This is a genomic window from Aeromonas sp. PS2Canimalfood6, from assembly GCF_048276795.1.
GTDB lineage: Bacteria > Pseudomonadota > Gammaproteobacteria > Enterobacterales > Aeromonadaceae > Aeromonas > Aeromonas caviae.
Map to the genome: position 1 here is coordinate 1 of NZ_JBLUXC010000040.1, position 24,819 is coordinate 24,819.

The 24,819-nt window shown below is 62.2% G+C and carries 21 protein-coding genes; 12 read left to right on the top strand and 9 right to left on the bottom strand.

Going from position 1 to position 24,819, the window contains the following annotated elements; all coding sequences use genetic code 11:
* Window positions 1–386: 386 nt before the first annotated feature.
* Window positions 387–2,876 (top strand): penicillin-binding protein 1A, encoded by a 2,490-nt coding sequence (locus tag ACNPAA_RS15160; RefSeq protein ID WP_124244331.1) that lies wholly within the window; start codon window positions 387–389, stop codon window positions 2,874–2,876.
* 70 nt (window positions 2,877–2,946) lie between these two features.
* Here the strand turns inward: ACNPAA_RS15160 and oxyR are convergent, their stop codons facing one another.
* The 3 genes from oxyR to ACNPAA_RS15175 all read right to left on the bottom strand — a co-directional run bounded on the left by oxyR (window position 2,947) and on the right by ACNPAA_RS15175 (window position 5,549).
* Window positions 2,947–3,843, bottom strand: a complete 897-nt coding sequence (gene oxyR, locus ACNPAA_RS15165) for a DNA-binding transcriptional regulator OxyR (protein ID WP_010673817.1) — start codon at window positions 3,841–3,843, stop codon at window positions 2,947–2,949.
* A gap of 129 nt (window positions 3,844–3,972) precedes the next feature.
* Window positions 3,973–4,617 (bottom strand): DsbA family protein, encoded by a 645-nt coding sequence (locus tag ACNPAA_RS15170; protein WP_043155970.1) that lies wholly within the window; start codon window positions 4,615–4,617, stop codon window positions 3,973–3,975.
* A gap of 74 nt (window positions 4,618–4,691) precedes the next feature.
* On the bottom strand, window positions 4,692–5,549 hold the full coding sequence (locus ACNPAA_RS15175) for a Vmh family MBL fold metallo-hydrolase (RefSeq protein ID WP_200164486.1): 858 nt from the start codon (window positions 5,547–5,549) through the stop codon (window positions 4,692–4,694).
* Window positions 5,550–5,669: 120 nt separating this feature from the next.
* Between ACNPAA_RS15175 and ACNPAA_RS15180 the strand changes: the two genes are divergently transcribed.
* Complete coding sequence (locus ACNPAA_RS15180) at window positions 5,670–6,584, top strand: LysR family transcriptional regulator (RefSeq protein ID WP_069652134.1); 915 nt, start codon at window positions 5,670–5,672, stop codon at window positions 6,582–6,584.
* A 60-nt stretch (window positions 6,585–6,644) separates the two neighbouring features.
* Here the strand turns inward: ACNPAA_RS15180 and ACNPAA_RS15185 are convergent, their stop codons facing one another.
* Together ACNPAA_RS15185 and ACNPAA_RS15190 are read right to left on the bottom strand one after the other, a co-directional pair.
* Window positions 6,645–7,427, bottom strand: coding sequence for a BPSS1780 family membrane protein (locus ACNPAA_RS15185; RefSeq protein ID WP_069652133.1), 783 nt, complete (start codon window positions 7,425–7,427; stop codon window positions 6,645–6,647).
* A gap of 198 nt (window positions 7,428–7,625) precedes the next feature.
* The gene (locus tag ACNPAA_RS15190; protein ID WP_173418147.1) at window positions 7,626–7,796 is read right to left on the bottom strand and encodes a hypothetical protein; all 171 of its coding nucleotides are present in this window, start codon (window positions 7,794–7,796) and stop codon (window positions 7,626–7,628) included.
* A 127-nt stretch (window positions 7,797–7,923) separates the two neighbouring features.
* Between ACNPAA_RS15190 and ACNPAA_RS15195 the strand changes: the two genes are divergently transcribed.
* A complete protein-coding gene (locus ACNPAA_RS15195) occupies window positions 7,924–8,751 on the top strand; it encodes a M23 family metallopeptidase (protein WP_010673811.1) in 828 nt (275 codons plus the stop codon).
* A gap of 87 nt (window positions 8,752–8,838) precedes the next feature.
* Here ACNPAA_RS15195 and ACNPAA_RS15200 read toward each other — a convergent pair whose 3' ends face one another.
* Window positions 8,839–10,173 (bottom strand): MATE family efflux transporter, encoded by a 1,335-nt coding sequence (locus tag ACNPAA_RS15200; RefSeq protein WP_119196906.1) that lies wholly within the window; start codon window positions 10,171–10,173, stop codon window positions 8,839–8,841.
* Between the two features lie 153 nt (window positions 10,174–10,326).
* On the opposite strand from ACNPAA_RS15200, the gene mscM reads away from it, so the two are divergent.
* The 8 genes from mscM (at window position 10,327) to frdD (ending at window position 21,311) form a co-directional block, all read left to right on the top strand.
* Window positions 10,327–13,614 carry a miniconductance mechanosensitive channel MscM gene (mscM, locus tag ACNPAA_RS15205; protein WP_109422498.1) on the top strand — a complete coding sequence of 1,096 codons (3,288 nt, stop codon included), beginning with the start codon at window positions 10,327–10,329 and terminating at the stop codon, window positions 13,612–13,614.
* A 29-nt stretch (window positions 13,615–13,643) separates the two neighbouring features.
* The gene (locus tag ACNPAA_RS15210) at window positions 13,644–14,321 is read left to right on the top strand and encodes a glycerophosphodiester phosphodiesterase (RefSeq protein ID WP_109422497.1); all 678 of its coding nucleotides are present in this window, start codon (window positions 13,644–13,646) and stop codon (window positions 14,319–14,321) included.
* A 139-nt stretch (window positions 14,322–14,460) separates the two neighbouring features.
* A complete protein-coding gene (locus ACNPAA_RS15215; protein ID WP_223919426.1) occupies window positions 14,461–15,423 on the top strand; it encodes an IS1595 family transposase in 963 nt (320 codons plus the stop codon).
* 94 nt (window positions 15,424–15,517) lie between these two features.
* Window positions 15,518–17,395 carry a methyl-accepting chemotaxis protein gene (locus ACNPAA_RS15220; protein ID WP_119196907.1) on the top strand — a complete coding sequence of 626 codons (1,878 nt, stop codon included), beginning with the start codon at window positions 15,518–15,520 and terminating at the stop codon, window positions 17,393–17,395.
* A gap of 515 nt (window positions 17,396–17,910) precedes the next feature.
* Window positions 17,911–19,695 (top strand): fumarate reductase (quinol) flavoprotein subunit, encoded by a 1,785-nt coding sequence (frdA, locus tag ACNPAA_RS15225; RefSeq protein ID WP_010673806.1) that lies wholly within the window; start codon window positions 17,911–17,913, stop codon window positions 19,693–19,695.
* On the top strand, window positions 19,688–20,422 hold the full coding sequence (locus ACNPAA_RS15230; RefSeq protein WP_010673805.1) for a succinate dehydrogenase/fumarate reductase iron-sulfur subunit: 735 nt from the start codon (window positions 19,688–19,690) through the stop codon (window positions 20,420–20,422). Before frdA ends, ACNPAA_RS15230 begins: the two co-directional genes overlap by 8 nt.
* A 16-nt stretch (window positions 20,423–20,438) precedes the next feature.
* Complete coding sequence (locus tag ACNPAA_RS15235) at window positions 20,439–20,837, top strand: hypothetical protein (protein WP_010673804.1); 399 nt, start codon at window positions 20,439–20,441, stop codon at window positions 20,835–20,837.
* A 117-nt stretch (window positions 20,838–20,954) separates the two neighbouring features.
* The gene (gene frdD / locus ACNPAA_RS15240; protein WP_109422504.1) at window positions 20,955–21,311 is read left to right on the top strand and encodes a fumarate reductase subunit FrdD; all 357 of its coding nucleotides are present in this window, start codon (window positions 20,955–20,957) and stop codon (window positions 21,309–21,311) included.
* Window positions 21,312–21,420: 109 nt separating this feature from the next.
* Here frdD and ACNPAA_RS15245 read toward each other — a convergent pair whose 3' ends face one another.
* On the bottom strand, window positions 21,421–22,119 hold the full coding sequence (locus ACNPAA_RS15245) for a DAPG hydrolase family protein (RefSeq protein ID WP_109422505.1): 699 nt from the start codon (window positions 22,117–22,119) through the stop codon (window positions 21,421–21,423).
* A 94-nt stretch (window positions 22,120–22,213) separates the two neighbouring features.
* Here ACNPAA_RS15245 and ACNPAA_RS15250 point away from each other — a divergent pair, with 94 nt between their 5' ends.
* The gene (locus ACNPAA_RS15250) at window positions 22,214–22,855 is read left to right on the top strand and encodes a TetR/AcrR family transcriptional regulator (RefSeq protein ID WP_124814412.1); all 642 of its coding nucleotides are present in this window, start codon (window positions 22,214–22,216) and stop codon (window positions 22,853–22,855) included.
* A 10-nt stretch (window positions 22,856–22,865) separates the two neighbouring features.
* Here the strand turns inward: ACNPAA_RS15250 and ACNPAA_RS15255 are convergent, their stop codons facing one another.
* Complete coding sequence (locus ACNPAA_RS15255; RefSeq protein ID WP_417891848.1) at window positions 22,866–24,086, bottom strand: winged helix-turn-helix domain-containing protein; 1,221 nt, start codon at window positions 24,084–24,086, stop codon at window positions 22,866–22,868.
* Window positions 24,087–24,160: 74 nt separating this feature from the next.
* Entirely contained in the window at window positions 24,161–24,802 is a 642-nt protein-coding gene (locus tag ACNPAA_RS15260; RefSeq protein ID WP_103243584.1) for a class I SAM-dependent methyltransferase, read from the bottom strand.
* Window positions 24,803–24,819: the final 17 nt, after the last annotated feature.

Consider the following 24,819-nt stretch of genomic DNA (forward strand, 5'->3'; position numbering starts at 1 on the left):
GACGACATCCTTGATGCCTGCACATCGGCCTGGAAGCACTTTATTGCCGATGTGGAGCGGGTGATGTCACTTTGTAGCCGAGATTGGATAAAACTGACCTAATGTTTAATCCGATTGGTATTATTGTAGGACAGCGCGTCATGATGTGACGGCTTAACTCAATATAATGCTCTATCTATCAATGTCATAAAGTTTGTGTCAAAAGTTGACGTCCCTCTCCTTTCGGCCTTGATTGCGGCCCCCTTGGTAATTGTGCCCTAGAGTGCTACCCTCCCGCCTCTTCTCGGGGTCGCCTGTTTGCGGACAGGAAAACCTCGAATCCGCGAGGGTAAAAAGGCTATACTCTGCGCCCGTTGGCTAATTTTAAGACGATTGGTAGTTCTTCCATGCTGAAATGGCTCGTTCGCCTGTTTATTGTCATGATGCTGGGTGCTGTGCTGGGCGTTGCCAGCCTCATCGGCATCTACTTCTACATCAAGCCCCAGTTGCCGGATGTCAGCGCCCTGCGCGATGTCAAACTGGCTACCCCCATGAAGGTCTACAGCCGGGACGGGGAATTGATCTCCCAGTTTGGCGAAATTCGTCGCATCCCCCTGCGGCTGGACGAAATACCCCAGTCCATGATCGATGCCGTACTCGCCACCGAAGATGCCCGCTTCTATGAGCACCCGGGCATAGACCCCATCGGCATCATCCGTGCCGCCACCGTCTGGGCCGTCTCCGGCCAGGCGCGCCAGGGCGCCAGTACCATTACCCAGCAGGTGGCTCGCAACTTCTTCCTGAGCAACGAGAAGACCCTGGTACGCAAGATCAAGGAAGTGTTCCTCGCCTGGCGTATCGAGCAGAACCTCTCCAAGGACGAGATCCTCACCCTCTATCTCAACAAGATCCCCCTCGGCTACCGGGCATTCGGGGTCGGCGCGGCCGCCCAGGTCTACTTCGGCAAGGAGGTCAAGGATCTCACCCTGGACGAGATCGCCATCATCGCGGGTCTCCCCAAGGCACCCTCCATGCTGAACCCGATCCGTTCCCCGGAGCGCGCCTTCGCCCGCCGCAACGTGGTACTGGGTCGCATGCTGGAAACCGGCAAAATCACCCAGGCCCAGTATGACGAAGCCTCCAAGATGCCGATCAAGGCCCGTTTTCACGGTGCTGAGACCACGCTGAACGCCCCTTATCTGAGCGAGATGGTGCGCCAGAAGATGGTGGAGCAGTTTGGTGAAGATGCCTACACCATGGGGCTGCACGTCTACACCACCGTCACCGCCAAGCGTCAGCGCGCCGCCCATCAGGCGCTGCTGGACGGTGTCTTCGACTACGACACCCGCCACGGCTACCGTGGCCCGACCGCCTTGCTGTGGAAAGCCGGTGAAACGGCCTGGGACTACGAGCAGATCATGGCCCATCTGGCCAAGCAGCCGACCTATCAGCCCCTGATGGCCGCCGTGGTCACCCAGCTCGGCGACAAGAGCGCCACCCTGGTGCTCAAGAATGGCAAACAGGCCGAACTGGGCTGGAATGGCATCAAGTGGGCGCGTGCCTTCATCACCGACGATCGCCAGGGCTTTGCCCCGAAATCGGCGCGGGATGTACTCAAAGTCGGCGCCCAGATCTGGGTCAGGGAGAAAGGGGAAGAGTTGCTGCTCTCCCAGATCCCCGACGTCAACGCCGCCCTGGTGGCCATGAACCCGCAAGACGGCGCCATCGAGGCCCTGGTCGGCGGCTTCAGCTTCGAGCTCTCCAAGTTCAACCGGGTCGATCAGGCCCGTCGTCAGGTCGGCTCCAACATCAAGCCTTTCCTCTATGCCACCGCGCTGGAGCAGGGCTATACCCTGGCGTCCCTCATCAACGATGCACCGATCAACCAGTGGGATCCTGCCAAGGGCCCCATGTGGCAGCCCAAGAACTCGCCCGCCATCTATGAAGGGCCGACCACCTTGCGCCTCGGCCTTGCCAAGTCCAAGAACGTGATGTCGGTCCGCCTGATGCGCGCCATCGGGCTGGATACCTATATCGACGGCCTGACCCGCTTCGGCTTCGCCCGTGATCACATTTCCGCCAACGAATCCCTGGCGCTGGGTGCGGCGGAGTTTACCCCGCTGGAAGTGGTGCGCGGCTACTCGGTGCTGGCCAATGGCGGCTTCCAGGTCACCCCCTACTTCATCACCGAAGTGACCGACAGCTTCGGCACCCCCCTGTTCGAGGCCAACCCGGCCGCTGCCTGCCGCGACTGCGGCGTGCTGGCCGCCGCCGGTCTCGACAGCGCGGATGCCTATGCCAATACCACGGCAGACTGGAAGGCCCAGTGCCCCATCGATCCTGTCGTGCCCAACAACATGGCACCGCAGACCATCAGTGCCCAGAGCGCCTTCCTCATCACCGACACCCTGACCACCGCCATCTGGGGTGGCAATGGCTGGCGTGGTACCGGCTGGCGGGCAGCCCGTGACCTCAAGCGTCACGACATCTCGGGCAAGACGGGGACCACCAACGAATCCCGGGATGCCTGGTTCTCCGGCTATACCCCGAATCTGGTGGCCACCTCCTGGATCGGTTTTGACAACCACCAGCGCGGTCTGGGCCGGGCCGAGTTTGGCGGCGGTGCCGCCCAGCCCATCTGGATTGACTTCATGAAGACGGCTCTGCACCAGGTGCCCGAACGCAAGATGCCGGTCCCCGAAGGGATCATGCAGGTCCGCATCGATCGTGAAACCGGTCTGCTGACCAATCGCGCCGATGGCAGTACCACGGAGGAGTTCTTCAAAGAGGGCACAGAGCCCACCCGCTACGCGAGCCAGATCTCCGATGGCAACCAGGTGTATGGCGGTGACGATGCGACCACAGACGGTCCCGTCTCCACCGACGACATCTTCTAGGTCCCACTGGAAACAACAAAAACCGGCGCCCAGGCGCCGGTTTTTGTTTCGGGATGACGAGCGGGCTGCGTCAGCCCAGCAGGGCTTTCATCAGACTCGAGATGCGGGCCGCCAGCTCATTGAAGCAGGGACGGCGCACCGAGTAGTGACGATAGAGCAGGGAGATGGTGCGCCCCGGCACGGGGTTGATCACCGGGCGATAGCTGACGCCCCCCTCCTCCGGGTTGGCGGGCACGGCGAGCCTGGGCACCAGCGTCATGCCGCTGCCAGCGGCGACCATGTTGCGCAAGGTCTCCAGACTGGTGCCCTTGAAGCGCTGATCCTCACCGATGCCCGCGGCAAAACAGAAACCCATCGCCTGATCCCGCAGACAGTGACCGTCGGCCAGCATCAGCAATTTCTTGCCCTTGAGATTGTGCAGGGGCACCGCCTTGGCGCTCGCCTCCGGGTGATGCTGGGGCACGGCCAGCCACATGGGCTCCTGATAGAGGGGGATGGCGCCAAACCCCTCCATCCCTTCCAGCTCCGCCAGCACGAGGCAATCCAGCTCCCCCTCCTCCAGCCGCTTGAGCAGCACCTGGGTCTGATCTTCGTAGAGGTAGAACTCCAGCTTGGGGAAGTGTTCACGCAGATCCTGGATGATGTGGGGCAGCAGGTAGGGGCCCACGGTGGGAATAAAACCGATGTGGATCTCGCCGGACATGGGCTCGGCGAAGTGCTGGCCTATACTCTTGAGCTCTCGCGCCTCTTTGAGCACCTTGCGCGCCTGACGGGCCATGGCATCGCCGGCGGGCGTGAACAGCACCTTGCGGGAGGTGCGCTCGATGAGGATCACTCCCAGTTCATCTTCCAGCTTGCGCAGCTGGCCACTCAGGGTCGGCTGGCTGACAAAGCAGCGCTCCGCTGCCTTGCGAAAGTGTTTCTCCTCTTCCAGCGCTACCAGATATTCGAGATCGCGAAGGTTCATAGGTACTGCATCCTGCCGTTCAATGAGGCCGATAGCATGCACAAGAACGGTGCGGGGGACAAGGGAGGCGCGCAGACGGGTCTGCCCTCTCCCTCTCCTTTGACAAGCCGCAGGCGATGGGCGAGAGACTCACCCCATCAGGGAGGTGATGTGATCCGCGAACGCCGCTGGCTCTCCCAGATAGGAGGAGACAGGCAGCGCAACGACGCGCTCCCCTTGCATCAATCCCAAGGTCGGGAACCCCTGCCCGCCGAGCCGGCGCAGCCACGCCTGGCTTGTGGCCAGATGGCCCACAAGATCGACCCGACCAAAGGCCAGGGCGAATGCTTCCGGTGTCAGCCCCTGCTCCCGCGCGAGCGCCGCCAGCCGTGTCGGGGAACCGACCCATTCCCCATCCCGGTAGTGGGTTTCCTGGATGCGGTGCAACAAGGCAAGGCCGTCGCCGCCAAGCTCGCTCACCGCCAGAACGGCGCGTATGGGCGGCTCGGAGTCGAGGAGCAGTGACTCGTTGAGCAGAAGCTCGTTGAAGTAGCGCTCACCAAAGCGCTGTCCGGTGAGGGCATGGATGCGCTCGTCATGGGGGCGCACATAGTCCCGCAGGGGCTGTCCCATGGCCTGGCGCCTGGCGCCCATCCAGAGGCCCCCCCCATGCAGTTCGATGCGAAGGCCCGGGATCTCGGCAGCGGCTTTCAGCAGGGGGGCGGCGCCATAGCACCAGCCACAGAGGGGGTCATAGACATAATGGAGGGTTGTTTGCGCTTCGTTCATCATCATTCTCGCTTCAAGGCTGGATAAAAAACCGGGCCCTCGGGCCCGGAAAAAAACACAGGGATGTAGGCGTCAGGGAGTTACCACTTCATCTCGCCGGTATTGACCTTGGCACCGATGGCCAGGCCATCATCGACCGGCAGGGAGGGGTAAGCCTTCTTCAGCGCTTCAATCAGCTGGCCGGAGTGCTTGGTCTTGGCCAGCTCTTGCTCAAAACGCTGCACGTAGTCACGGGTGAAGGTCACGGCTTCGGTACCCTTGGGCGCAGTCCCCAGGAAATGACCCGGCACCACGCGCTCGGGTTTCAGCGCCAGCAGATTGTTCAGCGCCTTGACCCAGTTGCTGCGAGCAGCATTGGACTGGCTGTCCGCCATCCAGACGTGCACGCCGCTGTAGACCGGCACACCACCAAAGGCCGTCTTGATGGAAGGGGCCCAGAGGTAGGCATTCGGGGTGTTCATCTCTTTGATTTCAATCTTCTCGCCATCCAGGGTCAGGTGGCTGGCCGTCATCACTTGCGGCACGGTCAGGCTCTTGGGTGCATCCTTGCCCAGGATCGGACCCCAGTAGCTCAGCTTGGCATCCTTGGTCTGCTTGATATGGTCGACCACATGCTGGTCGGCCAGCACTTTGACATCCGGGAACGCAGCCATGACGGGTTCCAGACCGAAGTAGAAGTCGGGGTCACCGGCACTGATATAGACAGTGGTCAGCTTCTTGCCGCTCTTCTTGATCATGTCCACCAGCGCCTGACCATGTTGCACATCGAACTGGGCATCGATCAGGATGGCCTCTTTGTCACCGGTTACCAGTGAGGAGGAGACGGGGAAGATGGCCTTCTCGCCGGGGTTGTAGACGGTCACGGTCAGGGGGGCCGCCAGGGCGGAACCCGTCATCAGGAGGCTGGTCAGGGTCAGGGTACGCAGTGTGTTGTTCATCAGATAACGCTCATCGGTGTGGATTAATGGAATGAGCGCAGTTTATTGCATCACCATCGATACAAATACCGCATAATAGGCGCATCACTGTTGCACAAATCGAGCATATAGGAGCACAAGATGGATAGGCTGACCGCATTGCGGGTCTTTGTCTGCGTAGTGGAACAGGGCAGCCTAAGCGGCGCCGGGGAGAAACTGGAGATGTCCCGTGCCATGGTGTCGCGCTACCTGGCCGAGCTGGAACGCTGGATGGGGGCCAGATTGCTGCACCGCACCACCCGCCGGCTGAGCCTGACCGGGCCAGGAGAAGAGGCGCTGAACCGGGCCAGAGCCATGCTGGCCCTGGGGGAAGAGATGGAACACCTGGCCATCCGCCATGACGAGGCCCCCAAGGGGCAACTGCGCATCACCTGCAGCTACTCTCTCTCCGAAGCCCTGCTGGTCGGGGCGGCGAACGACTACCTGGCCCGTTACCCCGGCACGGCGATCGACATCCTGCTGCTGGACCGGACAGTCAATCTGGTGGAGGAGCGAATCGATCTCGCCCTGCGCATCACCAACGACCTCGATCCCAACCTGGTGGCCCGCAGGCTCGGCACCTGCCACTCGGTGGTGTGCGCCAGTCCCGCCTACCTGGCCCGCCATGCTCCGCCGCAGCAGGTGCAGGATCTGGCACTGCACAACTGCCTCACCTACACCTATTTCGGCAAGAGCCTGTGGGAGTTTCTGGGGCCCGATGGTCCCGAATCCGTCCCGGTGAGCGGCAACCTCAGCGCCAACATCTCCAACCTGCTGCTGGCCGCCACCCTGGAAGGGGCGGGGATCAGCCTGCAACCCGCCTACTCGGTTCACCCCCATCTGGCAAGCGGCGCCCTGGTCCCCCTGCTCACCCCGTGGCAGCCCAAGCGCCTCGGCGTCTATGCCGTTTATGGCACCCGCAAACAGATGTCCCCCCTGCTGCGCAGCTTCCTCGACTTTCTCGTGGAGCGGATGGCGGACGATCCCCTGTGGCAGGAAGCCCCTCCCTCTCTCTGATCCCTGCGAGCCGCACAAAAAAGGGGCCTCGCGGCCCCTCTTTGCTCCATCCTGTGCCGGTCAGGCTTCGAAACCGAATGCCTTGACCGGGGTCTCTCCCTCCTCGGCCTCCTGATCCTCCAGATAGATGTCGTGATAGGCGGCATAGATGGAGTAGTTGATGGCAGGCAGCACCACCAGCAGGCCCACCAGCATCAGGAGTGCGCCAAAGAAGATCAGCACGGCCCCGAGCAGCCCCCACCAGAGGAAGGGCCACATGTTGCGCAGACATCCCTTGAAGCTGAGCCTGGCTGCCTGCCAGACCCCGACCTGATGGAAGAGGATAAGGGCGGGGGCGAAGGTGATGGCCATCAGCACGGGAACGAACAGTGCCAATCCCACCAGGGCGCAGACGAGGAAGCCCTGTGCCTGCTCCGGGGTCAGCGCCAGGGAGCCCGGATCCGCGGACAACAGGCCGGTGAGTCCCCACTGGTGCAGCAGGAACACGCAGATCATCAGGATCCCCATGATGAGGCCGAGCACCATCAGGCCCCCCAGCATCAAGGGGGTCAACCGATGGCGGAAACCGGCAAAGAAGTCGCCAAACTGCAGCGCCTCCCCATGGTGCCCCCGCCGCGCCACCGCCACCCAGCCAGCCCCCCACACCATGTAGAGCAACTGGGAGATCAAGCCCCCCGCCGGCAGCTGATCCAGCACGATGCCCACCACAAACCAGAGCACTATCATGGCCACGCTGGCCCCCATCCCCTTGTTGAAGATGTCGAATCCGGTGCGGATCCAGATCCAGCCCTGTCCTATGCCATGGCGTTTGGGTTCGCGGCGCAGGGCCCTGTCACTGTTCATCATTGACCTCGTCGAAAAATAGGGGCGAAGCGGCGTCTCCTCAGGGCACGCTCACCGTGACCATGATGGTGCCGGTGTAGGGACCGGTGCGTACTACCTGGCCCGGCAACCGGGTCGGGGAGAGCCTCATCTTGCAGTCGGTGACCTGGGTCGCCGCCGAGTAGGGTACCGCGATGGCGGTATCGAATGGAATAGGGGTCAGGGCCCCTGTCCGGCCATGCCCACCCCGACCTCGACCAGGCTGGTGGTGATGAAGCGGTTGTCGCTCGCGAGCGCCCCCAAGATGCGGTAGCGCAGCGGCCCCTGCTCAGGCTGGCAAGGTCGAAGGGAAGGCGGGCACCCGCAACCAGAGCATTCACCTCGCTGCAATGGCGTGTCCGTTGCGTCCTTCTGGGCCGCAGCCGATGAGTTTATCGGCCACGGTTGACGGACAGCACCGCCAGAATGTGGCATCATCTCCCCCCTCTTGCTTTCCCCCTGATCCGATGGAGCCATCATGCGCCGCCTCTTCTTTCTTCTCCTGCTGCTCGGCAGCCCTGCGCTTCACGCCGAACCGGGGTTTATCAGCCGCCTGCTCAACCACCCGGTGCCGGGGGGCGTGGCCGTGGTACCACTGGGAAGCGGGGCCAAGGCGCCCGCAGTGCGCTATCAGGACAAGCCTGTGCTGGTGGTACAGGAAGACGGGAAGACGTGGATCGCCATCGTCGGCATCCCGCTCAAGAGCGCGCCCGGCCCCCATCAGGTGACCACCAGCGATGGCCGCACCTTGAGTTTCAAGGTCGGCACCAAGCACTACCGTGAGCAGCACATCAAGCTCAAGAACAGCCGCCAGGTCAATCCGCTGGCCGAAGACATGACCCGCATCAACCGGGAGCTTGCCGAACAGACCCGCGCCTACCAGACCTTCAGCCCGGCTCAGCCGAGCAACCTGCTGTTTGACAAGCCGGTCCAGGGCCCGCTCTCCAGCCCCTTCGGGCTGCGCCGCTTCTTCAACGGCGAGGAGCGCAACCCCCACTCCGGCCTCGACTTCGCGGTCGGAGCCGGCACTCCCATCAAGGCACCAGCCGCTGGCAAGGTCATCCTCATCGGCAACTACTTCTTCAACGGCAATACGGTGTTCGTCGACCACGGCCAGGGCCTCATCAGCATGTTCTGTCACATGTCGAAGGTGGACGTGAAGCTGGGCCAGAGCCTGCCCCGCGGCGGCATCGTCGGCCGGGTCGGCGCCACCGGCCGCGCCACCGGTCCCCACATGCACTGGAACGTCAGCCTCAACGACGCCCGCGTCGACCCCGCCATCTTTATCGGCGCCTTCAAGCCCTGAGGCCGGCGACCTGCCGCCCACAGGCAGGGGCACTCAAAATGAAAAAGGCAGCCAAGGCTGCCTTTTTCATGGACGCATGACCACATCTCAGGCAGCGCTGTGCTGGCGCCCCTCCCTGTTCATCGCCCGCCACATCACCAGGACCAGCAGAGTGCTGCAAGTGGGCAGCGCCAGCCAGACACCGGCCACTCCCCACAGGGAGGAGAAGCCCCACAGGAAACCGCCGATCAGCACCAACTTGCCGCCGGTGAGCAGGGAAGCGATGCGGGCCCGGTTGATGGCCTGGAAATAGGTGGCCCCCACCAGCAGCAAGCCTTCCATGGGCAGCCCCCAGAAGTAGAGCCAGATACCGAGGGTCGCCACCGGCAACAGGGCAGCATTGTCCCCCGCAAACAGATAAACCACTGCCTCTGGCCACAGATACAGTGGGATCATCCCGCACAGTGCCACCGCCATGGTCACTCCCAATGCCAGGTTGCGCACCCGCAGCACTCGCGACCAGTTGCCCGCCCCGGCATTGAAGCTGGCGATGGGCTGGATGCCCATGGCGATCCCCTCGAAGATGAGATAGAAGAAGGCCTCGCTGTAGCTGATGACCCCATAGGCGGCCACATGCAGCGAAGTGCCCACCGAGAGCAGCGCCTTGTTGTGCAGCGCTAGCACCACCGAGAGGTAGAGGTACATCAGAAAACTCGACACCCCGAGTCGCAATGTCTCCCCCATCAGCCGCCAGTCGGGCACCAGGGTATCCCAGCGAATGCGCAACTGGCTGCGGGGGGTAAAGAAGTGCCACAGGCACAGGCCTCCGGTGACCGCCTGGGAGAGCATGGTCGCGATGGCGGCCCCCGCCAGCCCCCAGGGGATCACCGCCATCAGCAGGTAGTCGAGCAGCACGTTGAGCACGCCGCCCCCCACCAGGACCCAGGTGGTGAGGCCGGGTCGCCCGTCGTTGCGCAGCAGGGCGGTAAAGGCCATGGAGAGCACCGCGAACACCCCGAGCCAGGCGTACCACTGCAGATAGGCGAAGCCTGCGTCGAAGATGACCCCCTGCGCCCCCATCCAGACAAGCATGGCCTTGCCGTAACGAATGCCAATGAAGGCGAGCAGCGCGGAAGCGATGAGCACCATCACCAGGGCATTGCCGACGATGTGGCGCGCCCTGGCCTGCTCCCCCTTGCCCAGATAGAAGGAGGCCAGCGACGAAGATCCCATGCCGATCAGGGCCCCCACCGCGTAGAGCACGGCGCAGATGGGGTACGCCAGCATCATGCCGGCCAGCCCGTCCTGGCCCAGGATATGGCCGACGAAGATGCCGTCTATGGTGACATAGATGCCGGTGACCAGCATGGCGGCCACCGTGGGGGTGACGTAACGCAAGAAGAGGCGGGAAAGGGGGGCCGTGCCCAGATCGACGGAGGACATAAATTGCTCAATGAAGGGGAACGGCCAGAATAATAGCCAAACAAGACCCGGATCACCCGTTATTTGTGCCGTGGATCAATCATCTTGAGGGCTTTACCCGCCCCGGCCCCTGCTTTAGGCTAGGGCGACTTCTCCTGAACGGAAACGTGCGCCATGTTGCAACGCCTGCTCTGTCTGATGCTCTGTCTGATGCTCTGTCTCAGCCTGTTCCCCTTCTCCGCTGTCCAGGCCGATGATGCCATCACTCAGGTAGAGGAGCTGCTGCAAAGCGTCCCCAAGACGGATACCCCGGAAAACCAGCAACTGCGGGAGAGCTACCAGCAGGCGCTGCAATATGCCCGGGATGCCCAGCGCTACCGGGAACAGGGCAAGGCCTACCAGCAGATCCTCATCGACTACCCCAAGGAGTCCGCCCGTCTCAAGGAGGGGCTGCACAACTATCAGCCCCAGTCCCGCCCGTCCCTCTCCTCCCTCAAGGAGGATGCCCTGCGCCAGGCCATCAGCCTGAGCAGCAACCGCCAGCTCAACCTGCGCAAGGAGCGTCAGGCGGTGACCGACAGCCTCAACCAGCTGGAGAGCACGGGCCAGGAGTATCACCAGCGGGTCGACGAGTTGCGCAAGCAGTTGCTCCAGACCCGCTCCCTGCTCGATCGCCTGAGCTTCAGCAACGAGTCGGACAGGTTGCAGGAGGCCCAGCAACTGGCCACCCGCCTCAAGGAGCAGAGCCTCTCCGACCGGATCCAGATGCTGGAGCTGGAGCAGCTCTCCGCCCAGCAGCGCAACGATCTGGGCAAGCTCAAGCTGCAGGAGCTCAACCTCGCCATCACCGACGAGGATGAGTGGCAGACCAGTCTGCTTGCCCAGCAGAACCAGCTGCGCCGGGACAAGACCGAGCAGGCCCTGGCCGAGAGTGAACGCCTGCGCCGCCAGCTCACCTCTGACCTCCCCCTCTTGCAGGAGCAGCAGCAGCAAAACCAGGCCCTCTCCCTCCAACTGGGGGCCCTCGAGGACCAGATTGAACGGGTGCAGGACGAGCAGCGGGGGGTGGACACCTCCCTCTCCGGGCTCAACGAGCTGGTCAATTCGGTGCGCGAACAGCTGGAGTGGTTGCAGATAAGCAACGCCTACGGCGAGAACCTGCGCAGCAAGCTGGCCGATCTGCCCGCCTACTTCCCGCTGGAGCGGCTGGAGTCAGCCATCGTCAAGGCGCGTATGGCCAAATACCAGTACGAGACCGAGCAGGATGCCCTGAAGGATCCGGTCCAGCTGCGCAACAGCCTGCTCAGTGGAGACGGCATCACCCTGGACAGGGCCCAGCGCGCCGTGCTGGACAACCTGCTCAAGGCGAGACGGCAACTGCTGACCCGGCTCAACGATGCCTCCGATACCCTCATTCAGGAGCAGACCCGCCTCAAGCTGCTCTACAGCCGCCAGAACAGCAAGATCGACGAGATCCGCGAACTCAGCGCCAGCCATCTGTTCTGGATGCCGGACGTGCGCCCCCTGAGCCCGGCGGTGCTGCTCGGCGTCCCGGCCGCCCTCGGCCTTGCCTTCAATCCGGCCAACTGGCTGCAACTGCCCAGGGCCATCGCCGAGAACAACCCCCTGAGCCTGACCCTGGCTGGCCTCGGGCTGCTGGGGCTGGCCTGGTGCTGGCTGAAACTGGCCCGCCACCTCATTCAATACAGCCAGTACATTGCCCCGCGCATCGGCAAGGTAACCCAGGACAAGTTCAGCCTCACCAGCCGGTTGCTGGTGCGCTCCGTGCTCGCCGCCCTGCCGCTGCCCGCCATGGTGCTCATGGTGCACGGCCTGCTGGACGGCGCCTGGCAATATCCCTTCGCGGTGGCGGTGGCCCGGGGCCTGGGTGAAATCTGGTTCCTGCTGCTGGCCCTGCTGGTGGCGCGCCACCTCACTCTGGAGAAGGGGATCCTCATCCTCCACTTCCGCTGGCAGAAGGAGCGGGTGCAGCGAGTATGGGGACAATTTCGTACCTTGCTGCTGGTGCTGATCCCGAGCTTCTTCGTGCAGGGCATGGCGAGCAGCTATCAGGAGCACGCCTTCTACGACTCCCTGGGACGCCTCGCCTTCATCATCGGGGCCCTCTGGCTGCTGCTCTTCTTTGCCCGCCTCAACCGGGAAAAACTGCCCCTCACCTGGGGTCAGGCAGACATGACCAAGCCCCATCTGCTGCACCACTTCATCTGGAACAGCCTGATGCTGGCCCCGCTGCTGGCGGTGCTGGGCGCCCTGTTCGGCTACTTCTACACCTCCCGCACCCTGCTGCGCCAGCTGGAGCTGAGCCTGCTGGCGGGGCTCGGCTGCCTGCTCGTCTACTATCTGGCCCACCGCTGGATGCTGATCCAGCGCCGCCGACTCGCCTTCGATCGCGCCAAGCAGAAGCGGGCCGAGATCCTGGCGCAGCGGGAGCGGGAAGAGGACGATCTCAGCTCCGAGATCCCCGATGTGGTGGAGGAGCCCGAGCTGGATCTGGATACCATCAGCGCTCAGTCCCTCGGCCTGGTGCGCACCCTGCTGATGCTGGGCTTCACCATGCTGGTGGTGGTGCAATGGTCGGATCTCAACTCGGCATTCAGCTTCCTCAGCAGCATCGAGGTGTGGCAGGTGAGCAGCAAGGTGGCCGGCATCGAGCAGCTCTCCGCCATCACCCTGCAGGATCTGATGCTGACCGTCTTCGCCTTCATCCTGACGGTGGTCACCGCCCGCAACCTGCCAGGGTTGATGGAGCTCACCCTGCTCCAGCATCTAAGCCTCTCCCCAGGCACCGGCTTCGCCCTCACCACGGTGAGCAAGTACCTGGTACTGCTGATTGGCGCCCTCACCGGCTTCTCCATGCTCGGCATCGACTGGTCCAAGACCCAGTGGCTGGTGGCAGCACTCTCTGTGGGGCTGGGCTTCGGCTTGCAGGAGATCTTCGCCAACTTCGTCTCCGGCCTCATCATCCTGTTCGAAAAACCGATCCGCCTGGGTGACACCGTCACCATCCGGGATCTCACCGGCACCGTCACCAAGATCAAGACCCGCGCCACCACCATAGTGGACTGGGACAGGAAGGAAATCATCGTCCCCAACAAGGCCTTCATCACCGAGCAATTCATCAACTGGTCCCTGTCCGATGCCATCACCCGGGTCCGCTTGCGCATTCGCATCGGCCTGACCCAGAATCCCAAGCAGGTACAGCAACTGCTGGAGCAGAGCGTGCGCGAGTCCACCCTGGTGCTGGATACGCCCGCCCCGGAGGTGTTCCTCATCGAGTTCACCGACTCGGCCCTCATCTACGAGATCCGGCTCTACGTCAACAACATGGATCACCGGATGCCCATTACGCACGAGGTACATTCCCTGATCCTGGAGAAACTCGGCCAGGTCGGCATGCATCTGCCACATCAGCAGATCGACATCCGGATGAGCCGGGGATGAAGCCCCCAAAGACGACAACAGGAGCCATCATGCAGATCATTGCCCATCGCGGTGCCAGCGGCCTGGCCCCGGAGAATACCCTCAAGGCGATGAGCCTGGCGCTGGATCTGGGTGCCAAAGCCATCGAGCTGGACGTGCAGTGGGCCGACGGAGAGCTCTGGGTCTTCCACGACCGGCGGCTGGAGCGCTGCACCAACGGCCAGGGTGTGCTGACCGGGCAATCCCGGGAGTACCTGGCGAGCCTGGATGCGGGGGACGGGGAGCGGATCCCGACCCTGTGGCAGGTGATGGCACTGGTGGCGGGGCGCTGCGAACTGCACATCGAGCTAAAGGGCGCCCACACCGCCGAGCCGGTGGCCGCCCTGACCCGTCGGGCCGAGGCCGAGCTTGGCTTTACCCAGGCGCACTGGGTCATCTCCTCCTTCCACCATCCCGAGCTGGCGCACTTTGCCAGTCTGAGGCCCGATCTGCGCCTCGGCGCCCTGACCGCCAGCCTGCCGCTGCACGGGGCCCGCTTCGCCGAAGAGCTGGGGGCCTGGTCCCTCAACTGCGACGTGGATTTTGTCGACCAGACCCTGGTGGCGGATGCCCATCGCCGGGGGCTCAAGATCCTGGTCTACACGGTCGACGAAGTGAGTGATGAGAGAGCCCTCGCCAGCATGGGTGTCGATGGCATCTTCACCAACCGGCCAGATCGATTCAGCTGAGTATCGGCGCGGCCTGGCGGGCCGTCGGGAGGTGAAAAAAGTCGAAAAATTGCTGTGCACCGGGATACATAAGGCGCTGTCCCAATTACATGTTGAAAGGCTAACCTTGAAGTAGGTCATCACCCTGAGGGCCTCCATCATGGATACCCAAGCCTTTCAACATCTACTGTCTCTCTTTCCACAGCTCACCATGCGCCAGCGTCGCCTCGCGCAACATGAACTCACTACCCCTCACCCAATCACCTCGCTGGCCGCTCAACTCCCCGCTTGTCGATGTTGCCCTCACTGTCAGGCCGAGGCTACGCAGTTGGCTCCCTGGGGTTGGAGTCGAGGGCTGCGTCGTTATCGCTGCAAGCAGTGTCTGCGCACCAGTTCCGTTCTCACCAAGACGCCTCTGGCTCGACTTCGCAAGGCACAATGCTGGGAAGACTACGCCCAGGCCCTCATCGACGGTCTGACCGTCCGACAGGCTGCCGTCCGCTGCGGAGTCTGTAAAAATACCGCCTTCTTGTGGCGTCACCGCTTCCTGAAAGCCATGGCGAGTCACCAGGCGGCACGGGAAGGGGGTATCGTCGAGGTTGATGAGACCTTCTTCTTGGAGTCGTTTAAAGGGCTACGTGGTTTGCCCCGCCCGGCCCGCCACCGTGGGGGCAAAGGCCGTACCCGAGGCACAGGGCCGGATTACATCCCGGTGATGGTGGTTCAGGACCGGGCTGGTCACCATGCGGATTTTCAGTTGGAGAAAATGAATGCCGAGACGGTGATAGCTGTTTTGACACCCCTTGTCTCGTCAGATGCGGTGTTGTGTAGCGACGGCGCCGGGGTGTATGCCAGTTTCAGCAAAGCGCAGGGAGTGACCCATCAGGTCGTGCGCAATCGCCAAGGCGAGCGTGTGGTTGGCGCGTACCATATCCAGCATGTAAACGGATATCACCGTCGGTTGAAAGAGTGGATGGAGCGGTTCCATGGGGTAGCGACCCACTATCTGAGAAATTATCTGGGTTGGCGAAGGATGTTGGAGCGCTACGGGCGGGAAGTGAATGTACCACGTTGCTTGCATGAGGCGCTGGGGCGCCCCATGCAACACGTAATTGGGACATAGCCATACATAAAGTCCACCGCCAGCCGATACAGAGTTGGCTCATAACAATAACAAACACCATGGATCTCAGACTGACGCTCACAAGGATGTAAACATGAACCTATCCATCAAGAACAAGCTGGTCCTCGCCATCGGGGCCATCATTCTGGTCATTACCGGCCTGCAGGTCTGGTACAACACCTCCCAGTTGCGCAGCGAGACACAGCGACTGATCTGGAGCTTCATCGACAACAGCTCGATCGCCAACGTCAAGGGGATCTCCCGCTGGCTCGACGCCCGCATCAATCTCGTCACCGCCACCAAGGAAGCCTTCGCCAAGGAAGACGAGCCCCTCAGCCACCTGGCCCAGTCCATGAATGCGGGCAACTTCGATCTCGTCTACGTGGGTACCAAGGATGGCCGGATGATCCAGAGCAAGCCCACCGATCTGCCGGCCGGCTATGACCCGCGCCAGCGCCCCTGGTACAAGGACGCCATGGCCGCCGGCAAGCTCGCCATCACGGCCCCTTACGCCGACATCACCACGGGCCAGCTCATCATCACCATCGCCGAGCCCTTCAGTCGCGGCAACACCGACGGCGTCATCGCCGGTGACGTCTCCATCGACGGTCTGGTGAAAGACGTGCTCGCCATGAACTCGGAAGGCACCTATGCCATTCTGGTGGACAGCAACGGCACCATCATCGCCCACCCGGACAAGGATCTGACCCTCAAACCCGCCACCGCCATCTCCCCGGAGCTGACGGCAGCCAAGGTCAACGAGCTGGCCCATGACAACACCATCTCCGAGATGGATATCAGCGGCAAGGCGAGCGTATTCGAACTCACCGAGATCCCCAACACCAACTGGTATTTCGGCATCGTGGTGGACGAAGCGGTCGCCTACCAGTCCGTCTCCCGCATGGTCACCTCCGCCCTCATTCAGGGATTGCTGACCATCCTCATCGTGGCGGGCTTCTCCTATGTCGCCATCAACGGCTCCCTGGCGCCGCTGAAAACCCTGGGCGAGGCAATTGCCGATCTCTCCCGCGGCAACGGCGATCTCACCCGTCGCATCAAGATCGAGCGTGAAGACGAGGTCGGTACCGTCGCCAAGCACGTCAACACCTTCATCGAGCGCATCCACGTCATGGTGCAGGACATCTCCAACTCCTCCACCCAGCTCAACCAGCAGGCCAGGTCTTCCCACGACATGGCGGAGAAATCCAACCAGGGGCTGGCCCGCCAGCAAAACGAGATCTCCCAGATTGCGACCGCAGTGCACGAGATGTCCGCCACCGCCGTCGAAGTGGCCAGCAACGCCGAGCAGACCGCGGAAGCGGCCCGCAGCTCCTCCAGCAGTTGCGAGCACGGCAAGCAGGTGATTGCCCGCAACCAGCGCTCCATCACGGATCTCGCCACCCAGGTCAAGCAGGCCTCCGGCATCATTCAGGAACTGGAGAAGAACGCCCAGGAGATCAACACCATCCTCTCCACCATCCAGGGCATCGCCGAGCAGACCAACCTGTTGGCGCTCAACGCCGCCATCGAGGCCGCCCGGGCTGGCGAGCAGGGACGCGGCTTTGCCGTGGTGGCCGACGAGGTGCGGGTGCTTTCCCAGCGCACCCACAGCTCCACCGTCGAGATCCGCAGCATGATCGAGACCCTGCAGCGCAACACCCAGGGCGCCGTCAGTACCATGCACGAGGGCCAGCTGCTGGCCCAGAACAGCGTGGAAGATGCCAACGATGCGACCCAGGCGCTGGAGCAGATCACCACCTCCATCAACCAGATCTCCGACATGGCGACCCAGATCTCCAGCGCCGCAGAGGAACAGCGTGCCGTCACCGACGAGGTGAGCCGCAACATTCAGGCGGTCAAGGATGTCTCGGACGAGCTGGCAGTGGATGCGGACAGCTCCCGCAATCTGTCGGCCCAGCTTAAAAATATTTCAGGTGAATTGAATAATCAGGTCGGCATGTTCCGCATCTGATCGACCATGGGAAGAAAGGGGCCGTTCAGGCCCCTTTTTTTATAAACCCTTTTTGTTTCAACGGTTATAATCCCCTTTCGAGACCCTCAACCCTGTGATCGACATCTCCTTTTGCCCATGTGTGGGAGACGGGCCCAGTCTGTCATGGCTATATTCGCATTACTTTTTTGATGCCTAACCTCGATATGTCATCGTGATAATAGTTATCATTAAACTGTTTTGATAAAAAACTTAAAAACTTTATGGGCAATACCCAAAAAGAGAGGCATTTCTCATTTTTTTGAAAGAAAACTACGTATAATCTTGGAGTTAAAATCACCAGAGTAACGAGTACGGCTGATCCAGATCACTGATGGATGGCGATAATGACGGCATTTTCATCCAAGGAATGGGGTGGTTGTAATAAAAATCACCGTTGCCAAGCACTAAAACAAAGCAGTTTGACTTGCATCAAGCCTGAATTTTTTTCATAGAGCAAAATCGTGCCCAGCAAATCTATCCCTAAGGAGGCAGATGTGGATATTATCAAGACCGATGTTGCCATCATCGGTGCCGGTGGCGGTGGCCTGCGTGCCGCAATCGCCATTGCAGAAGCCCACCCGGAGCTGGAAATCGCCCTGATTTCCAAGGTCTATCCGATGCGCAGCCACACCGTGGCCGCCGAAGGTGGCGCCGCAGGCGTCGTCCGTGATGACGATTCCCTGGAAAACCACTTCAACGACACCGTCTCCGGTGGTGACTGGCTGTGTGAGCAGGACGTAGTCGAGTACTTCGTCAACAACGCCACCAACGAGATGATCCAGCTGGAGCACTGGGGTTGCCCCTGGAGCCGCAAACCGGACGGCAAGGCCAACGTGCGCCGTTTCGGCGGGATGAAGATCCCCCGCACCTGGTTCGCCGCCGACAAGTCCGGCTTCCACATTCTGCACACCCTGTTCCAGACCTCCATCAAGTACCCGACCATCAAGCGCTTCGACGAGCACTTCTGTCTGGATCTCATCGTGGAAGATGGCCGCGTCCAGGGTGTCGTCACCTTTGACATCCAGAACGGCATCACCCGCTTCATCCAGGCCAAGTCCGTGGTGCTGGCCACCGGCGGCGCAGGTCGTGTCTATCGCTACAACACCAACGGCGGCATCGTCACCGGTGACGGCATGGCCCTGGCCTACCGCCACGGCGTACCGCTGCGGGACATGGAGTTCGTCCAGTATCACCCGACCGGTCTGCCGGGCACCGGCATCCTGATGACCGAAGGTTGCCGTGGTGAGGGTGGCATCCTGCTCAACAAGGATGGCTATCGCTACCTGCAAGATTACGGTCTGGGCCCGGAAACCCCGGTCGGCCAGCCGAAGAACAAGCACATGGAGCTGGGTCCGCGCGACCGTCTCTCCCAGGCCTTCTGGCAGGAGCAGCAAAAAGGCCGCGTGATCCAGGGCCCCATGGGCGACGTGGTTCACCTCGACCTGCGCCACCTTGGCGAGAAGTATCTGAAAGAGCGTCTGCCCTTCATCTGCGAACTGGCCAAGGCCTATGTGGGTGTGGATCCGGTAAAAGAGCCGATTCCGGTACGTCCGACCGCCCACTACACCATGGGTGGCATCGAAACCGACGGCAAGTGCGCCACTCGTCTGGCCGGTCTCTATGCCGCTGGCGAATGTGCCTCCGTCGGTCTGCACGGCGCCAACCGTCTGGGTTCCAACTCCCTGTCCGAGATCGTGGTCTTCGGCAAAGTGGCCGGTGAGCAGGCAGCCGAGTTTGCCGCCACCCAGCAACACGGCAACACCCAGGCGCTGGTCGCCAAGGCCGAGGCGCTCATCAAGCAGCACCTCTCCCTGCTGGACATCGACGGCACCGAAAACCCGGCGGATATCCGCAACGAACTGGGCATGTCCATGGAAGCCGGTGTCGGTATCTACCGTACCGAAGAGCTGATGCAGGGCACCATCGACAAGATCAACGAGCTGAAAGCCCGTTACAAGAAGATCAAGATCAACGACAAGTCCTCGGTCTTCAACACCGACCTGCTGTACGCCATCGAGCTGGGCTACATGCTGGACGTGGCGGAAGCCATGGCGCACTCCGCCATCAACCGCAAAGAGTCCCGCGGTTCCCACCAGCGTCTGGACGGTTACGAGGAGCGCGATGACGTCAACTTCCTCAAGCACACTCTCTCCTTCTACAACGGCGAAGGGGCCCCGACCATCGACTATTCCGATGTGAAGATCACTAAATCCCAACCGGCCAAGCGCGTGTACGGTTCCGAGGGTGAGAAACAAGACGAGGCTAAGAAGAATGGCTGAGATGATCGAAATTGAAATCCTGCGCTACCGTCCCGAGCAGGATAACGAGCCCTGGATGCAGACCTTCCAGGTGCCCTACCTCAAAGAGATGTCCCTGCTGGATGCGCTGCAATACATCAAGGATCATCTGGACTCCACCTTGAGCTTCCGCTGGTCCTGCCGGATGGCGATCTGCGGCTCCTGCGGCATGATGGTCAACGGCATTCCGAAACTCGGTTGCAAGACCTTCCTGCGCGACTACCTGCCGGGCAAGATGACTATCGAACCGCTCAACAACTTCCCCATCGAGCGCGATCTGGTGGTCGACATGTCCGACTTCATCGAGAAGCTGGAGAGTATCAAGCCCTACATCATCCCGTCCGAGCCGCGCAACCTGTGCGATGGCGAGTACACCCAGACGCCGGCTGACATGGCGAAGTATCACCAGTTCTCCATGTGCATCAACTGCGGTCTGTGCTACGCGGCCTGCCCGCAATATGGCATCAACAAGAAGTTCACCGGTCCGGCGGCCCTGGCACTGGCCTATCGCTACAACGCCGACAACCGCGACAGCGCGTCCAGGGAGCGGATGAAGATCATCAGCCAGGACGAGGGCGTCTGGGGCTGTACCTTCGTGGGCTACTGCTCCGAAGTGTGCCCGAAGGGCGTGGATCCGGCCGCCGCCATCCAGCTTGGCAAGGTCGAGAGCGCCAAGGACTACATGATCGCCATGTTCAAGCCGGATTGAGACCAGGAGTGAGACCATGAACAACACTGAGAGCAAACGTAAGCCCTACGTGCGCGAGATGAAGAAAGACTGGTGGCTGAAGAATGCCTTCTACACCGGTTACATGATCCGCGAAGGCACCAGCATCTTCGTCTCCATCTACGCCGTCGTGCTGATGTGGGGTCTGCTGCGCCTGGTACAGGGTCAGGAGGCATTCAACGGCTGGCTGGAATCCCTGCAAAGCCCCATTGCCATCCTGTTTCACGTCATCGCCCTGGCTGCCTGCCTGTTCCACGCCAAGACCTGGTTCGCCCTGGCCCCGAAAGCCATGCGCATCTTCCGTGGCGAAGACCTGGTGCCGGAGAAGCCGATCGTCATCGCCCAGTATGTGGCGCTGGCGGCGGTATCCCTGCTTGTCCTGATCATCGTGGCCTGAGGAGAAAACCATAAGACGTTCTGACGAACCCGGTTATTGGAGCCAGCCTGGCCCCGGACCCCGTGCGTCAGCAAGGTTGCCACGATATCGCTATTAATCCTGATTTGAGGAAAAAGCATGAGACGTTCTGACGAGCCAATATACTGGGGTCTGTTTGGTGCCGGTGGCATGGTGGTTGCCATGCTGCTGCCGGTGATTGTCCTAATTACCGGTCTGCTGGTGCCCATGGGCATCATGGACGTGGAGACCATGAGCTACGAGCGCGTGCTCGCCTTCGCCAGCTCCTGGTGGGGGGCCTGCATCCTGCTGGCCATCATCGCCCTGCCCATCTGGCACGGCATGCACCGCATCTACCACGGCCTGCATGATCTGGGGATCCACACCACCAAGCTGCACCACTATGTGTTCTATGGCTTCGCCTTCCTGGTGTCCGCCATCACCGTCGGCCTGCTGATGGTGCTGGTGCTCCAGTAAGCACATCCTGACTGCATAACAAACCGGGCCCAGTGCCCGGTTTTTTTATGACCATCTTCCGCGGTTCATCTCCATCCGGCAGCTGGCCTGCGCACTCGTTCGGCATCCGTCACCAGAGTCGCGGTGCCGGTTCACGACCGTTTTCCGCGTAGTAGAGCGACGGCAGAAACTGCGCCAGATAGCTGAACTCGCTGTAGCAGTGGCGCATCAGGTTGAAACCTACCTCGTCCGGCACCTCGTCAAACGGATTGGCGCAGGCCTTGCCCAGCAGAAAACGACTGCGCAGCACACAGCCATAGGGGGTATCGCGCGCCAGGTGCAGCATCTCGCCATCCAGTGGCGCCCCCTGCTCATCCAGCGCCACCTCGTCGCCAAAGCCGATACGGGCGCAGATGGCGGCAGAGAGAGCCTGCGTCTCCCGCGCCTCGTGTAGCGATTGCGGGGCGAACACCTCTTCGGCACCGTGGAACTTGAGGCGAGCTGCCACCGGCGGCAGCTCGGCAAGCCACTCCACCGCCTCTATGCTGGCTCCCACGAAGCGCTCCCCTTTTTTCCAGTGATGATCCCAGCCCCGGTGCTCGACATGATCGTGGGGGTGCCACCACCTGATGTGCTGGGTCGTCTCGAAGAAGGTGAACCACCAATCCAGCATGCGCCCCTTGCAGCCGTGCAGATCGGTGCGGATGGCGACCGTCAGCAGGCCGTCGGTGCTGCGGGTCAGGCCCATTTCCAGGCGAAGGGGTTGCGGACTGAGCAACTCGTTGATGTCATTGACGCCCCAGGGGGCAAACAAGGCAGAAGGATACATGATATGACTCCCATAAATTTAGGAAACGAAGTTCGCTTCTTAAATTGCGCTATGCCTGTATGCTGGGTCTGTCAATGCTTTCCAGGAGCCCATCATGTCGCACCAGAACGATGAAGAAACACGCTCACGAGGCCGTCCGGTCACCCCGGAAGCCGACCTTCGCTCCGCCCTCGCCGAGGCGACGCTGACTTTGTTGCTCAAGGGGGGCTACAACGCTGCGACCGTGGATGCGGTGGCCAAAGAGGCGGGGGTTGCCAAGAAGACCCTCTACCGCTTCGCCGCCAATCGCGACGAGCTGGTAGCGCAGGCGGTGCGCAGCTGGACCGATGCCTTTCAACCGGCCTTCGAGCAGGATGCAACCCACCCCGAGGTACTGGGAGAGATGCTGGTGCAGGGCTTGCAAGCCATTGCCAGCCAGGTGCTGAGCGCACCGGCGGTGGGCATGTTCCGACTGCTGCAGCATGAGTTCGCGGGGCGCGATGCCCTGCTGGCGGCCTATCAGGAGAACGGCATTGCCCGCGGCAGAGCGACGCTGGCGGCGTGGCTACAGCGCCAGCAGCAACTGGGCTGGCTGCGCGAGCTGGACACCGCCCAAACCAGCGACCTGCTGCTGGCGATGACCATGGCGGAGCCGCTGCGCCAGATGGCGCTCGGCTTGCTGGCGCCGGGCAGCGACATCCGCGCGCGCATCGCCGCCGCCGTAGCCCTGGTCCTGCCCGGCTTGATGCGAGGGTAGGCGTCCTTCCTCAGCGTGCCACCTCCTGCCATTGAGCCAACAAGGGAGCAGGAACGTTGCCATAACGCACCAGCGGGGTCTGGTGCCACTGCGCCAGCTTCTGGATGGCCTTGCCCAGATCCTGGGCCAGGGTCCGGGTCACCCTGATCCCGTCTTCCAGATAGAGGCTCTTGACCTCAAACACCCCCTCCTTGCGATGGGCCTTGGCGTCCATCCTGCCCACCAGCTTGCCGCGATGCAGCAACGGCAGCACGAAATAACCGTACTGGCGCTTGGGGGCCGGGGTATAGCACTCGATGCGATAGTCAAAACCAAACAACTCACTGGCCCGCTTGCGATCCCACACCAGCGGGTCAAAGGGCGAGAGCACGGCGGTGTGGCTCGCCTTGAGGGAGCCCGCCTGGGCCCGGACCAGTTCATCGGCCAGGGAGGCGTGAACGAAGGCTCCGTGCTGCCACCCCTCCACTCGTACCGGCAACAGCTCCCCCTCGTCCGCCAGCTGGTGGAGCAGGGCGTCGTATTTCCCCCGTTTAAGGCGATAGTAATCCGCCACCCAGCCGGTCTTGACCAGCCCCAGCGCCCGGCAACTGGCTCGCACCATGTCCCGCCGGGCGAGATCAGGACTCGGCAGATCCCGCTCGTCATTCCACTCCGGCATGACCCGCTCGGCGAGATCGTAGACCCGCTGGAAATTGCGCCGTTCGCGCACCATCAGCTGGCCTGCGGTAAACAGCACCTCCAGATGGCGCTTCTCCGGCTTCCAGTCCCACCAGCCGTTGCCCTTGTTCCCCTTGCGCTCGAAGTCTGCCGCCCGCACCGGGCCATCCTGGCGTATGCGCTCGACTATCTGCGCGATCTCGCCGCCGTGGGTCTTGAGCCACTGGGCGGAGAACTTCCAGCCCATGGCGGCGGGATCCAGCATCCGATGGCGCAGCAGCCGGTAATCTTCCCGGGGGACGAAACAGGCCTCATGAGCCCAGTATTCGAAGAGGTCACCATCGGCCAGCAGTTGTTCCAGCCAGCGCGGATCGTAGTGGCCAAGGCGGCTGAACAGCACCAGATAGGGGCTGCGGGCCACCACGGAGATGGTGTCTATCTGCAGCAACGCCATGCGGCGAATGCAGGCGAGCAGGTCGGCGGGGGTTGCTCTGGCGCGGCGCGGGGTCAGCAGCCCCTGGGCCGCCAGTTGCAGGTGGCGAGCGTCTTGCAATGAGAGGTGGGGGATCGACATGGAGATAGGGGCATCCGTTCCTGGGTATCAGGCCACCAGCATGCCCAACTCATGGCCAAATGAAAACGCCCGGCTCAGGGTTTGGTGAACACCGCCACATCCGCATGAGGAAACTCGACCTCTGCCTGCCAGCGGACCGCCAGGGCACGGAACGAGGCCTCGGCGAAGAAGACGATGTGGGTGGGATCGTGGCGATAGCGCCAGGTCTTGAAGCGCTCGTCCCCCAGCACCCGCTGGGTCTGCAACACCAGCACCCCGCCGGGCTTGAGACAGCCCCAGAGCGTGTCCAGCACGGCGCGGGGGGTGGCGATGTGCTCTATCACCTCGGTGCTGGTGATGAAGTCGTATTGCCTTGTCAGGCACTCTGGGTCGTCGGCATAGAACTTGTCGTAGCCCGCCATCTCGAAGCCCGCCTCCCGCCCCATGGCGATGAGGGCAGGCCCGGGGCCGCAGCCAAAATCGAGGCCGCTGGCAGGAGGCAACACCCGGGCCAGCACCTCGCCAAAGGCACGCATCAGAAAGGCCCGGTAGCGGGGATCGTCCACCCGGTTGTCGTGCCCGTCATAGACCGCCTTCTCGGCCCCCTCGTCCAGGTGGTCCGCCTCGTCCATCCAGACCAGCTCGCACGCCAGGCAGCGGTAATAGCCCTTGCCCGCCACCGGCAGGGCATGGTGCCGAGGGGAGAGACACAGGGGACAGTGAACAGGGGATGACATGGCAGCTCCTCGGGTGG